Here is a 13,135-nt window from a genome sequence, read left to right as displayed (position 1 = left end):
CGTGGGGTCCGCAGTGCGGTTCAGCACACGGATGTCGCCGCTCATGTGTGAGCCAGTTCGGCGGCGATACCGGCCGCCCACGCGTCCATTGCGTCCCAGTCGCGGTAGTCGCCGAACCGGCCGCCCACCAGGTGGAACAGGAAACGTCCGGTGCGGGGCAGCTGGTCTCGGGTGACGACACCGGAGAACAGCCGGTGGTCCCGGTACGACAGCTCCCCCGGCAGGCTCTCGACGATCACCGGGATCTCTTTGGCCGCCAGGCGCTTCCAGGGCCCGCGCAGGGCGCCCGGCATCCCGACGCTGAAGATCCACACGGGTCGGCCTCCCAGGACGTCGGAGTTGTCGCGGACGAAGTCCTTGGCCGCGTCCAGCCAGGCCTGCCCGTGCACGGCGCTGCCCAGGACGAACGCCCGGTACGCGTCGGCGTCGTCCACCGTCTCCAGGGCCCTCGCCTCGGCCTTGAGTCCTGCCTCGCCGAGCCTGGCGGCCAGTCGCTCGGCGATCTCGCGGGTCGAACCGTGGGAGGTTGCGTATCCCACCAGGATGTCCATGACGTCCCTCGCCCTTCCTCGAACTCTTGTGACAGGGCCGCACGGGCCAGCACGGGATGGTCGACTGCGGCAGCCCGCTTCCCGTTGCCCACGGACTACGGGGTTCCCCTCGTGGCGCGCGGAGCAGTCTCGGCGGCGCGCGCTGCAGGTGCGGGCCGGCCGGTGGCCGGCACCGTGACCACGGGCACCGTGGCCTGCCGCAGGCACGCGCGGCCCACCGCACCCATCGCGGGCAGGCCGTGCTCTGCGTGGGCCGTGCGGCCGAGCGCGAGCAGCAGGGCGCCGCTCGCCTGCTGGGTCAGCACCCGCGCGGGCGCGCCCTCCACCACGACGACGCGTACGGCATCGTCGATCCGCGGCCCCGAGACTTCTCTCACCGTCGAGGCGAGCAATCGCGCGGCCCGGGCCCGCTGTTCGGGGACGGAGGGTCGAACGGAGGCGGGAGCGTAGGGGGCGAAGCCGTTCCCGGCCGGTTCCCAGGCATGCACGGCGATGACGTCCGCGTGCAGCGCGTGGGCCTGCCGGGTGGCCCAGCGCAGTGCGGCCCTGGATGCCTCGGACCCGTCGATGCCCACCACGATGCTGTTGCCTGCGGAGTGTTCGGTCATGACACCCTCCTCGGATGTGCCTTCTCGATGGCCGCGGCCTCGTCGGTGAACTTGCGGGTGATCCGGCGAGGAAGTGGAGCACTTCGTGCCAGAAGTACGCTCTCCCGCGATGAGGAGTCCGGTGATCGTGGTGGCGATGGTGTCGTTGCTCACGGCGAGGTTCCAGGCCCCGAAGAGGTCGACGTCCGGTGTGGAGAAGGCCGGGGCGTGCTCGGGTTCGAGCTGTCCTCGGTTCGCCTCCGCTTCCACTGCCAGCGTGGCGCGCGAGGCAGCCCCTCTCCAGGGGCCGTTCGGCCCGGTTGCGGGGCAAGGTGGACCAGGCCGATGAGAGCGACGCAGCTGAGGCATGACCCGGGCGGGACGGTGCCGGACAGCTGCGGAGCCAGGGATCGTGCCCCTCGTGGGCCAGGCCTTCCGGGCCCCCACCCCTGCCAGGAGGCGGAGGCCCGCGGGCGGGGACGTGCCCGCCGGGGGGAGCGCAGTGCTCACGGGCACGTGGCCGACGACCCACGTACGGCCACCGCTTCGCCCGAAAGCGGTCCCCTGGGCAAGGATGTCCTCCCGCGGGGGACGGTGGCGATGAGGTCGCCGTAACATCCTTGCTCGATTACAGTTTCGCGCACCGGAGGCAGCGGGGTCAGGACCAAGTGACCTGTCCTGAGGGCCGGTGGGCCCCTGTCCCGTGCGCCGCTCGTGGCCGCGAGACCCGCGAGCGAGCGAGGCCCCCTCAGCAGCGCGGGACGGGCTTGCTGTAGGTGGTTCTGCTGGGCGAGGCCACGTAGTGGTCCGAGACGTAGTGGCCGTTGTCGAGCCGGTCCCAGACCTTCGTGGTGCCGACCGTCGAGCCGGCCCGCTGGCAAGTGACCCAGGCCAGGGCCCCGTTGGGAGAGGAACCGACCGCGGCGTACGAGGCGCCGGGCCCGCTGCGCTCGGTGAGGCCGTTGCTCGCGGTGACCTGGTAGGGGTACGTGCAGCGGGGCAGCGGTGAACTGTAGCCGGTGTTGGAGGGGGTGCTGACGTAGTAGTCGGTGACGTAGCTGCCGTCGGTGAGTCTGTCCCACACGGTGGTGGTGCCCACCTTGAGTCCGGGAGCCTGGCACACGACCGCGAGGGACGAGCCGGGTGCGTACGTCTTGGCGACGGGATAGCTCGTCGACGGCCCTGTACGGGCGTTGAGGGCGGTGGCGCTGGTCACCGAGTACGTGTACGCGACGGTGGCGACCGGGGCGTCGAGGCGGTCGGTGTCGATGTTGACGGTGACGCCGCCGTATGTCTCGTCGTGGCCGCCGCGGTACTGCTTGGCGCGTTGGTGGACGGCCCACCTGGAATCGGCAATACCGGTCCAGCCCTTCAGGGAGTCGATGCCGTCGTAGCGGGCGATCCACAGGGCGTCCGGGCGGGCGTAGGACGTGGATGTGAAGACGTCGGAGAGCTGTTTGGCGCCGAGGTTGAGGTTCATGTAGACGCCGGAGAGGTAGCCGCGCCGGTGCAGTTCCTTGGTCCAGGCGGAGAGGTGGCTCAGTACGGCGGTCCGGCACGTGGCGTCTGTCTGTGCGTAGTTCTCGATGTCGTTGTAGAAGGCGCTGCCGGGCCGCATGCCGAGCGCCTTCGCCGCGGTGACGGCGTCGGCTGCGGCGGTGGTTCCCTGAGCCCTGGCGGTCGCCGGGTCGGTGCTGATCTTGGCGTCGGTGGGCCGGGCTCCGCACGGCGGCTGCAGCCCTTTGTAGATGGGCAGCAGACGCCATTTCAGCGTCGAGACGGAGACCACCCATGACGCCGTCAACTGCGGCTGCGCGCAAGTGCGGTTGACCCCGCCGATGTAGACGCCGAGGGCGCGGTACGGCGAGGCGTTCCACGCCCGGATCGTGGCGAGCGGCGGAGCCGAGCAGGCGTCGAAGGCGAGCCCCGCGTACCGGGTCGCGCTCGCACCGGCCGGGTAGCCGACCGGCGTGGCCGGTTCGGCGGCGGCCTCGGGGGCGAGGAACAGGCAGGTGCCGGCGCCCAGAAGGCAGGTGGACGAGGCGGCGAGCAGTCTTCGCAGGACGAAGAATCGGTGCGACATGGCGATCCCCCCTTGAGCGGGTCGACGCAGATGGCGCCATGTTCGCCGGACCTCCGTCGTCGACGCCCTGGGCCGGTCGACCCGGCGTATGAGCCGATCAGCCCTCAAATGGCCCCGCACGGCGGACCTGGTGAGGCGGTCGGGGCCACAGTCGTACCGCGCGTTGGGCCGCGCGGTCCTCGCACCAGCCGACCATGATGACCGCCAGGGCGATGAGCGGCCAGGCGACGAGATAGAGGAACCAAGTGGCGCCCAGGGGCAGGGAGTTCTCCAGCGCGGGCACGCGCCACATCCGGTCGATCAGCAGCACCCCGAGCACGAGCGCCACCTCGTGCCACAGATACACGGTCACGGCGCGGGCGTTGAGCAGCACGACCGCGGCGTGCACCGGTCGCAGGCGCCTCACCCACTGGTCGCCGGTCGGCCCGAACCGCAGCAGCAGGAGGACGAAGCCGAAGGACCACAAGGCCTGGGCGAGCGGGATCGACCCGAGGTCGTAGCCCTCCTCGGTCGGGTGGGTCAGGGCGAACCAGCCGCCCGCGGCCATGACGGCCGTCGCCACCGTCGCCAGGCGCGCGGTCGCCGTTCGGCGTACGAGTCCGTCGCGGTACGCGAAACCCAGCAGCCAACAGGCCCCGAACGTCGAGAGATCGGTGAACGGCTCCGCGGCACGCGCGGGCAGGGGCAGCAGCTCGCTCTGGGCCAGGGCCGCGAGCCCCAGGAACACGGCCACCGAGATCCACGGGATCTTGCGGAAGACGCGCAGCAGCATCGGTGACAGGAGGACGAACAGCAGGTAGGCGCGGATGTACCAGAGCGGTGCGACGATCTGCCAGGCCCAGTCGGTGGGGGCGAACGGAGGCTCGCCGACCGGCACGATCCAGAAGGCCATCCTCGCCCACGCGGCCGCCTTGGAGCCACTGCCCTCGTCCGGCCGCCAACCGGTCAGCAGCATGGCGGTGACGACGGCCGCGCCGAACAGCCACACCGGTGGCAGCAGCCGGCGCATGCGGGCGCGCACCACCGCGGCGGCGGAGCGGTCGCCGCGGTCGAGCGAACGGGCCATCAGCGAGCCGGCCAGGGCGAACATCACGCCCATGGCGGGGAAGGCCAGAGTGAGCCAGGCCCAGTTGAAGGCGTGGTACGTCACCACGCGGATCAGCGCCACGGCGCGCAGGAAGTCCAGGTAGAGGTTGCGGCCGCCCGGGCGGGGAGCCCGTGGCACGGCCTCGGCGGCGGCCGCGCCCGGGTCCTTCGCCGGGGGTGCGGTGCCGAGGGCGACGGTGGCCCGTTCCTCCGTCGGCGGCGCGGTCTCGACGCCGGCCGGGACCCGTTCCTCGACCGGCGGCCTCCCTGCCCCGCCGACCGGCAGCGGTGGCGCCGTGACCTGGCCCGTGCGCCGCAGCTTGTGCCAGCGCAGCCGGGCGCCGGTGAGCGCGGTGGTGCAGGACTGCAGGAGAACGGTGTAGAGGAGCTGACGGTAGAAGAACTGCTGCAGCGGCAGCGCCCACAGCGCGCGCTGCTTCTCGCCGTCGAGTCGCAGCGCGTAGGCGGCGCACAGGAGTTGGACGACGAGCAGGGCGCCCCAGGCCGACGCGGTACGTGCCGGGTCCTGGAAGAACAGCCCGTAGAGCAGGAACAGGTCGATCAGCGGGGCCAGCAGCGGGGTGAGGACCGTGAACAGCACTACCAGCGCCAGGCCGTAGCGACCGAAGTGGCCCGCGTGTCCCCGTTCGACGACGGCGTGGCGGTGCTTCCACATCGCCTGCAGGGTGCCGTAGCTCCACCGGTAACGCTGCCGCCACAACTGACCGACGCCGGTGGGCGTCTCGGTCCAGGCGCGGGCACGTTCGTCGTACACCACGTGCCAGCCCGCCCGGTGCAGGGCCATGGTGAGGTCGGTGTCCTCGGCGAGGGTGTCGTCGCTCAGGCCGCCGACGTGCCGCAGGGCGGTGCGGCGGTAGGCGCCGACGGCTCCGGGCACGGTGGGGATGCAGTCGAGGACGTCGTACATGCGGCGGTCGAGGTTGAGGCCCATCACGTATTCGAGATGCTGCCATCTGCCCAGCATGCGGCCGCGGTTGCCGACCTTGGTGTTGCCGGCCACCGCCCCGACCCGGCGGTCGGCGAAGGGCTGCACGAGGTGGCGTACGGTGCCCGGTTCGAAGACGGTGTCGCCGTCCATCATCACGATCAGCCGGTGCGAGGCATACGCCATACCGGTGTTGAGGGCAGCCGCCTTGCCGCGGTTGGGCTGCCGTACGACGGTGACGCCGGGCAGCGCGAGCGACTGCACGACCTCGGCGGTGCCGTCGGTGGAGCCGTCGTCCACCACGACGACCTGGACCGGGTGGTCGCTCTTGACCACGGACAGCACGGTCTGGGCGATGCATTCGTGCTCGTTGTAGGCGGGGATCACCACACTGACCGGTTCGGCGACCTCCGGTCCCCAGGAGAAGTGCGGGGCCCGGCGGCGCCGGGCATGGTGGTGGGCGAGCACCAGCATGGCGGCGAACCGGACCAGCATCAGTCCGCCCACCAGGGCCGTCAGCGCGGCCAGGGCAGGCGCGATGCGGTCGCCGACCGTCACGGCCGTCACGAAGATCCGCCCGCTCCACAACGCGGTTCCGGAGACCGGCTGGTGGGCGCCGGTGGCTCCGAGCCCCGCGGTGACGGTGGTGAACCGGTAGCCGCGGGCGCGCAGTTCGGGGATGAGGGTCCGCAGCGCGCGGACGGTCTGCGAACGATCGCCGCCGGCGTCGTGCAGCAGCACCACGGCGCCCTGTCCGGTCAGTTTCTCTGTGACACGGGCGGCGATGGCGGCGGCGCCCGGCCGCCGCCAGTCCTCGGTGTCGATGTCGACGAGCGTGGTGATGTACCCCTTCGTCCCGAGCCGCTGGACCACCGGCCAGGACAGGTCGTCCAGGTCCGCGGCGTGCGCCGAGTAGGGCGGTCGGACGAGCGAGCTGTGGACACCGGCGGCTCCGGCCAACGCGAGCTGGGTCTGTGCCAGTTCGCGTTCCAGCCGGGACTCGGACTGGTACACCAGGTCGGGGTGGGTGAAGGTGTGCACGCCGACCTCGTGTCCGGAGCCGACCATCCGCCGCACGAGCCCGGGCTCCCGGGCGACCGCCGCCCCGGTCACGAAGAACGTGCCCTTGGCGTCGTAGCGGTCGAGGGTGTCGAGGACCTGGGGAGTCCAGGCCGGGTCCGGGCCGTCGTCGAAGGTCAGGGCGACGGTGCGGTCCGGGAGCGTGTGGCTGCTCGGGTGGGAGCCGGTGGTGTCGATCACCGGTCCGCCGCGCAGGACCTCCCGCGGCACATGGTCGGCCGCCGCCGGCGGATGGACGCGGTGGTCGGCGGCGAACTCCCCGTGCACATAGCCGTGCAGCAGCAGGACACCCGCCATCACGGCCAGTACGAGGAGCAGGACCGCGACCTTGGGGCGGGACGTGGCGCGGCGTGCGCGCAAGGCGCCGTCACGGGGACGGGTGACGTGTGCTGAGGCGGGGTGCCCCGGCTGCGGCGCGGACATCGTCAAGTTCCCGGGAGGACACTGGCGGTGGTGGGTGACGCCCCACCGGTCGGCGCCGCGTCACCGGCGCCCGGCGACCCGCTCGGTGTGCTGCCGGAGGTCTCGGGGCTCGTGCTCGGGGTGCCACCGGAGGGGCTGGGGGAGGTCGTGGGGCTGGTGCCGGAAGGGCTGCCGGAGCTCGTCGGGGTGGGGGTCGGAGACGGGCCGCCCGTCGGGGTGGACGAGGGGCCGGGGCTCGTGACCGGGGCGGAGGGGGGTTCGCCGGGGGACGAACCCGTGGGAGAGGCGGACGCTCCGGGGAGGCCCGACGGAGAGGCGGACGGGCCGCCCGACGGGGGAGTGACGGACGCAACCGGCAGGTCGTCGCGCGGAACGTCCCGCACGGTGCCCGGCTCCTGAGACGGCACGCCCGGCACGGGCAGAACGGTCCTCGGCGCGAACGGTGTCGCGCCCATGAAGCTGAGTACCAGCACGACGGTGTACGCGGCACAGCTCGCGCCAACCGCGCAGGCGACCCGCCGGACGCGCCGGCTTCGGCGCCCGGTGGAGTCGACGAAGACGGGATCGGCACCGTCCTCATGCGTGGCCGGGCTCGCGGCCTGCGGTGGAACCAACGGCACGGTGGCGGTGTTGTCCGCCCGGCTCCTGCCCGGATGTCCGGGCCGAAGCCCCCTTGTGCGGGGCCGAAGCATGGCGTCCCCCCTTCAACGCCGGTCACCTCCAGGCTTGTCGGGGATGTCCCGGTTCCCAAGGGGCCGACCGGCACCGAGGGCGGGTCGATCGGGTCCTGCCGACGGGAGCGGCATGCGTTCCAGCCTGGATACGAGAGTCGTTCCAGGGAGGGGGCAGTGATGGCGTCCGTCATCTTCGACAAGGCCACCCGATGGTTCGCGGGCATGGAGCGCCCAGCCGTCTGCGAGCTCGATCTGGCCATCGCCGACGGCGAGTTCATGGTCCTGGTGGGCCCGTCCGGCTGCGGCAAGTCGACCAGCCTGCGGATGCTCGCCGGGCTTGAGGAGGTCGACTCCGGAACCATCCGCATCGGCAACCGGGACGTGACACATCTGCCGCCCAAGGACCGCGACATCGCGATGGTGTTCCAGAACTACGCGCTCTATCCGCACATGACGACGGCCGACAACATGGGCTTCGCCCTGAAGATCGCGCGTATGCCCAGGCCGCGCATCCGGGACCGGGTCCAGGAGGCCGCCGCCATCCTCGACCTGCACGACTACCTCGACCGCAAGCCCAAGTCCCTCTCCGGCGGCCAGCGCCAGCGCGTCGCGATGGGGCGCGCCATCGTCCGCGAGCCGCAGGTGTTCCTCATGGACGAGCCGCTGTCCAACCTCGACGCCAAACTGCGCGTCCAGACCCGTACCCAGATCGCCGTGCTGCAGCGCCGCCTCGGCACCACCACCGTCTACGTCACCCACGACCAGACCGAGGCCATGACCATGGGGGACCGGCTGGCCGTCCTCAAGGACGGCGCGCTGCAACAAGTGGGCACGCCCAAGGAGGTGTTCGCCCGCCCCGCCAACACCTTCGTCGCCGGCTTCATCGGGTCACCCGCGATGAACCTCTTCCAGCTTCCGCTCACCGCCGACGGCGTCCGGCTCGGCGGGCTGGACCTGCCGTTGCCCCGCGTCATGCTGGAGGCCGCCGGAGCCGAGGGCGCCACCGAACTCATGCTCGGCGTCCGGCCCGAGCGGTTCGAGGTCCACTCGCCCCACGACCTGGAAACCCCCGCGCTCGATCTCGTGATCGACGCGGTCGAGGACACCGGCGCCGTCGCCTACCTGCACACGACCGCGAAGATCGGCCGGCAGCTCGTCCCGGTGGTCGTCCGCCTTCCGGGACGTCCCACCCAGGGCAAGGGGGATCAGCTGCGCGTGTCGGTACGCCCGGGCGCCGTGCACTGTTTCTCGGTCGGGACCGGCCTGCGGTTGGGCGAGGCTCAGGACGCGACCCGCATCCATGTACGGCTCCCCGAGGACGCGGCCCAGGACCGGACGGACGCCCGGCTTCCCGAGGACACGGTGGCGGACTGAGCCCGGGGGCGACGGCTTGCCGCGGCCCACGGTTCGGTACGGCCCACGGCCGAGCCCCGGGAGAACGTGGTGAACGGCGGCTGCTCCTGGGACCCGCGGCGCCGCCCGTACGCCCGTCGGGGCTGTCGGCGAGGTGACCGGCCGCGCTCACGCCGTCTTCTCGCGAATGGGTCACTGGAAGACGGCGTGGACCTCGCTCTCGGTGGCCGTGTGGGACACGACGAGGAGTTCGTCGCCCTCCCGTAGCCGCAGGTCCGGGGCCGGGGCCACGGGGTCCCCGTCGCGGACGACGGTGGTGACCACGATGCCCGCAGGGACGGCGAGTTCCGTGAGGGTGCGGCCCGCGGCACGGGACTGAGGGGTGATGGTCGTCTCGATCACATTGACTCCCGCCTTGCTCAGACGCAGCAGGGCGACGGTGTCGGTGGCGCTGGTCGCCTCCTCGATGAGGGAGACGAGGGGCGCGGCGGCCGGCACCGCGGTGTCGACGCCCCAGTGAGAGGTGAACAGCCAGGTGTTCTCGTCGTCGTTGACGCGGGCGATGACGCGGGCGACCTTGAACTGGCGTTTGGCGAGCAGACTGATCACGAGGTTGTCCTCGTCCTCGCCGGTGGTGGCGACGACGAGGTCGGCGGTGTGGGCGCCCGCGTCCTCCAGGACGCCGGGTTCGCAGGCGTCGCCGATGCGCAGATCGGCGGGGACGCGGCCGTGCAGCGCGTCGATGCGGCTGTCGTCCTGGTCGATGAGGGTGACCTGGTTGCGGGCGGCGCTCAGGACGTGGGCGACCTGGGTGCCGAGGCGTCCGGCTCCGGCGACGATGACCTTCATGTGCCGAGCTCCTTGTCTAGGAAGCCGCGCAGCCGGCCGAGGGCGTCCGCGGCGACGGCGAAGGTGACGAGGTCGTCCACCTCGGCGGGTGTGTGGTGCGTGGGCAGGAACGACCGGCCACCGCGGGTCACTTCGACGATCCGGATCTCGCCGTCGACCTCCAGCTCGCCGAGGTGCCGCCCGGTGAGGTAGGCGGGCAGCCGGGAGCGGAGCAGCAGGGTTTCCCCGTTGCCGAAGTCGAGTTCCGGGGTGAGATGGCGGTGCAGCAGCAGCTGGTGCAGCTGGTGCACGGTCCAACGGACGCTGGTGATGGTGGGGATGCCGAGGCCGCGGTAGATGTCGGCGCGCCGGGGGTCGTAGATGCGGGCCAGCACGATCGGCACCCGGTAGGTCTCCTTCGCCGTGCGGGCGCTGACGATGTTGGTGTTGTCACCGGAGGTCACGGCGACGAACGCGTCGGCGAGTTCGATGCCGGCGGACTCCAGCAGCGTGCGGCTGAAGCCGTTGCCGTGCAGGACCTGGCCCGAGAAGTCGGCGGGCAGCAGGCGTCGGGTCTTCGGGTTGCGGTCGATGATGCGGACGTCGTGGTCTTCGCCCGCGAGCTGTGCGGCGAGCGCGGAACCGACCCGGCCGCAGCCCACCACGATGACTCTCATGGTGTTGCCTCCTTCTCCTTCTCGACGGCGGCCTTCTCGATGGTGGCCGGGGTGCGGCGCACCCACCACTTGCGGGCCTCCTCCGCGGCCAGCAGCAGTACGCCGAAGGCGGTCAGGACCGCCCAGTCGGCGAGTGCGAGGGGGGCCGTGTGGAACACCTCCTGCAAGGGGGGTGCGTAGCTGATGGCGGCCATCAGGCCGATGCCGAAGCAGCCGGCCGCGATGAGCCGGGGGTTGGAGAACAGCCCGGCGGCGAAGATGCTCTGCCGGTCGGTGCGTACGGCCAGGGCGTTGAAGAACTGGCCCACCACGATCGCGGCCTGGGTGAGGGTGATGGCCTTGCGGTAGGCCGGATCGTCGGCGGTGAAGTCGGCGTACGGAATCCCGGAGCGGTGCACCTGCCAGAAGAAGACCGCGCACACCCCGAGGGACATCACGGCTCCCAGGAAGAGGAACCGGCGCACGAGCTCGGCGGAGAACAGCCGTTCGCGGCGGGAGCGGGGCGGACGCTCCATGGTGTCGGCCTCGGGCGGCTCGGCGCCGAGCGCCAGCGCGGGCAGCACATCGGAGCCGAGGTCGATGGCGAGGATCTGCACCGCGGTCAGCGGCACCAACGGGAAGCCGGCGAAGGCCGCGGCGAGGATCGGGGCGAGTTCGGCGATGTTGTGGCTGAAGAGGTAGGCGAGGAACTTACGGATGTTGCGGTAGACCGACCGGCCGAGCTCCACCGCGGCGGTGATGGAGGCGAAGGAGTCGTCGAGCAGCACCATCACGGAGGCCTCACGGGCGACGTCCGTACCGCCCGCTCCCATGGACACACCGATGTCGGCGTGTTTGAGCGCGGGTGCGTCGTTGGCCCCGTCCCCGGTGACCGCGACGACCTCTCCGCGCTCCTGCAGGGCCGCGACGACACGCATCTTGTGCTCCGGGCTGACCCGGCACAGCAGCAGCTGCCCGTCGGCCGCGAGCAGCGCGTCGAGCGCGGCCGCGTTCATGGCGTTGAGCCGGGAGCCGGTCACCACGGTGGGGGAGGGGCCGGTGACGATGCCGACCCGGCGGGCGATCGCCTCTGCCGTCAGCGGGTGGTCCCCGGTCAGCATCACGATCCGGATGCCGGCCCGGCGACAGGCCCGTACCGCCTCGGAGACCTCGGGCCTGGGCGGGTCGAGCATGCCGAGCAGGCCGAGGAAGGTCAGACCGGATTCGGCCTGCTCCATGCTGCCCGGCACCGCGTCCACCGGACGCACCGCGACGCCCAGGACGCGCAGCCCTCGGCCGGCCATGGTGTCGTTGGCGTCGGCGACACTCTTCCGCAGCTCCCCGGTGAGTGGCTGCTCGACCTCGTTCGCGCGAAGGTGGGTGCACCGGGCGAGCAGCTCCTGCGGTGCGCCCTTCACGCACAGCACGTCTCCTTCGGCCGTCCGGTGGACGGTGCTCATCAACTTGCGCACGGGATCGAACGGGAACTCCCCGATCCGCGGGGCCGCGTCCTTCTCCGCGGCCGGGTCCAGGCCGGCCTTGGCCGCCGCGACGAGCAGGGCACCCTCCGTGGTGTCACCGAGCACCCGCCAGCTCTCGGCGTCGGAGGGCGGCACCAGCCGGGCGTCCGTGCACAGCACCGCGGTGCGCAGCAGGTCACGGACGGCCTGCGCGTCGGCCACCTCGCCGACCGGGGCGTATCCCACGCCGGAGACGGCGTGCCACGCCCCCTCGCTCCAGACCTGGGTGACGGTCATCTCGGCCTGGGTGAGCGTGCCGGTCTTGTCCGTACAGATGACGGTGGTGGAGCCCAGGGCCTCCACCGCGAGCAGCCGCTTGACCAGGGCCTGCCGACGGGCCATCCGCCGTACGCCGATGGCCAGTGACACCGACAGCGTCGCGGGCAGCCCCTCGGGCACCAGCGCGACCATCACTCCGAGCGCGAAGACGAAGGCCGACACCAGGGGCTGACCGGTCTGCAGGCGCAGTGCGAACATGCCCGCGCCGATTGCGACGGCCAGCGCGGCGACCCGTCGCGCCATCACGGCCACCTCGCGCTGCAGCGGCGTCCTCTGCTGCGGCGCCTGGTCGGTGAGCCGGAAGATCCGGCCGAACTCCGTGGCCGCGCCGGTGGCGTGGACGACGGCCTTGCCGGAACCGGCGACCACCGTGGTACCCATGAAGACGCAGTTGCGGGACTCCAGCGCGGTGGTGGTCCCGGTCGGGTCGGACACCCGGCCGACGGCCGCGCTCTCCCCGGTCAGCGGCGCGTTGTTCACCGAGAGGCTGTGGGCCTCGACGACCCGGCAGTCCGCGGACACCGCGTCCCCGGCCTCCAGCACGACGAGATCACCAGGCACCAGCGCACCCGACGGCAGCTCCAGCCGCTCCCCGTCCCGTAGTACCCGGCTGGTGTGGGGCACCATCGCCTGCAGTGTCTGGGAGGTGCGCTCGGCCGAGTACTCCTGGAAGAAGCCGATCACCGCGTTGAGCACCACGACGCCCAGGATCGCGAAGGCCAGTTGCAGGTTCCCGACGTCGCGCGGGTCCTGCAGGCCGTAGGCGAGGAACGTCAGGGCCGAGGCGGCGAGCAGGACGAGGGCGAACAGGTCGGTGAACTGGGCCGCGAAGCGCCGCCACAGACCCTTGCGGCGGGGCTGCGGCAGTTCGTTGGGGCCGTATCGTTCCCGGCGTGCGTCCGCTTCCTGGGAGGACAGCCCACGCGGTGAGGTGCCGAACGCGCCGAACACCTCGTCCAGGCGCATCTGCTGTACCGGTGTGCCCGAATCGCCGAGGGGCGGGGCCGCGGCCACCGCCGCTCGGGCATGCCCGGGCGGAGCGCTCGCGGCGAGACGGCCTGCCATGGGA

7 protein-coding genes and 3 pseudogenes are annotated in these 13,135 nt (G+C 71.9%); 2 read left to right on the top strand and 8 right to left on the bottom strand.

Features of this window, described 5'->3' with window-relative positions; all coding sequences use genetic code 11:
- Window positions 1-41: 41 nt before the first annotated feature.
- The 5 genes and pseudogenes from EJC51_RS04560 to EJC51_RS48575 all read right to left on the bottom strand — a co-directional run.
- On the bottom strand, window positions 42-551 hold the full coding sequence (locus EJC51_RS04560) for a flavodoxin domain-containing protein (protein WP_126269812.1): 510 nt from the start codon (window positions 549-551) through the stop codon (window positions 42-44).
- A gap of 95 nt (window positions 552-646) precedes the next feature.
- Window positions 647-1,159 carry a universal stress protein gene (locus tag EJC51_RS47640; protein WP_166682824.1) on the bottom strand — a complete coding sequence of 171 codons (513 nt, stop codon included), beginning with the start codon at window positions 1,157-1,159 and terminating at the stop codon, window positions 647-649.
- Window positions 1,160-1,886: 727 nt separating this feature from the next.
- Complete coding sequence (locus tag EJC51_RS04550) at window positions 1,887-3,221, bottom strand: glycoside hydrolase domain-containing protein (protein ID WP_126269810.1); 1,335 nt, start codon at window positions 3,219-3,221, stop codon at window positions 1,887-1,889.
- A 97-nt stretch (window positions 3,222-3,318) separates the two neighbouring features.
- Window positions 3,319-4,404 (bottom strand): annotated as a pseudogene (locus EJC51_RS48580) (acyltransferase family protein); the annotation flags it as partial.
- A 141-nt stretch (window positions 4,405-4,545) separates the two neighbouring features.
- Window positions 4,546-6,756, bottom strand: a pseudogene (locus tag EJC51_RS48575) (bifunctional polysaccharide deacetylase/glycosyltransferase family 2 protein); the annotation flags it as partial.
- Between the two features lie 30 nt (window positions 6,757-6,786).
- On the opposite strand from EJC51_RS48575, the gene EJC51_RS04540 reads away from it, so the two are divergent.
- Entirely contained in the window at window positions 6,787-7,155 is a 369-nt protein-coding gene (locus tag EJC51_RS04540; RefSeq protein ID WP_126269809.1) for a hypothetical protein, read from the top strand.
- Window positions 7,156-7,607: 452 nt separating this feature from the next.
- A pseudogene (locus EJC51_RS04535) lies at window positions 7,608-8,708 on the top strand (ABC transporter ATP-binding protein); the annotation flags it as partial.
- Window positions 8,709-8,975: 267 nt separating this feature from the next.
- On the opposite strand, the gene EJC51_RS04530 reads toward EJC51_RS04535, so the two are convergent.
- From EJC51_RS04530 to EJC51_RS04520, 3 genes are read right to left on the bottom strand one after another with little or no spacing between them, the layout of a single operon-like run.
- Window positions 8,976-9,632, bottom strand: a complete 657-nt coding sequence (locus EJC51_RS04530) for a potassium channel family protein (protein WP_126269807.1) — start codon at window positions 9,630-9,632, stop codon at window positions 8,976-8,978.
- Window positions 9,629-10,288, bottom strand: coding sequence for a potassium channel family protein (locus EJC51_RS04525; RefSeq protein WP_126269806.1), 660 nt, complete (start codon window positions 10,286-10,288; stop codon window positions 9,629-9,631). Before EJC51_RS04525 ends, EJC51_RS04530 begins: the two co-directional genes overlap by 4 nt.
- The gene (locus EJC51_RS04520) at window positions 10,285-13,131 is read right to left on the bottom strand and encodes a cation-translocating P-type ATPase (protein WP_244362486.1); all 2,847 of its coding nucleotides are present in this window, start codon (window positions 13,129-13,131) and stop codon (window positions 10,285-10,287) included. The genes EJC51_RS04525 and EJC51_RS04520 overlap by 4 nt, the downstream gene beginning before the upstream one ends.
- Window positions 13,132-13,135: the final 4 nt, after the last annotated feature.

It is taken from the genome of Streptomyces aquilus, assembly GCF_003955715.1.
Classification (GTDB): Bacteria; Actinomycetota; Actinomycetes; order Streptomycetales; family Streptomycetaceae; genus Streptomyces; species Streptomyces aquilus.
Note: the sequence above shows the minus strand (reverse complement) of the source record. Positions and strands in the feature narration are given on the sequence as shown.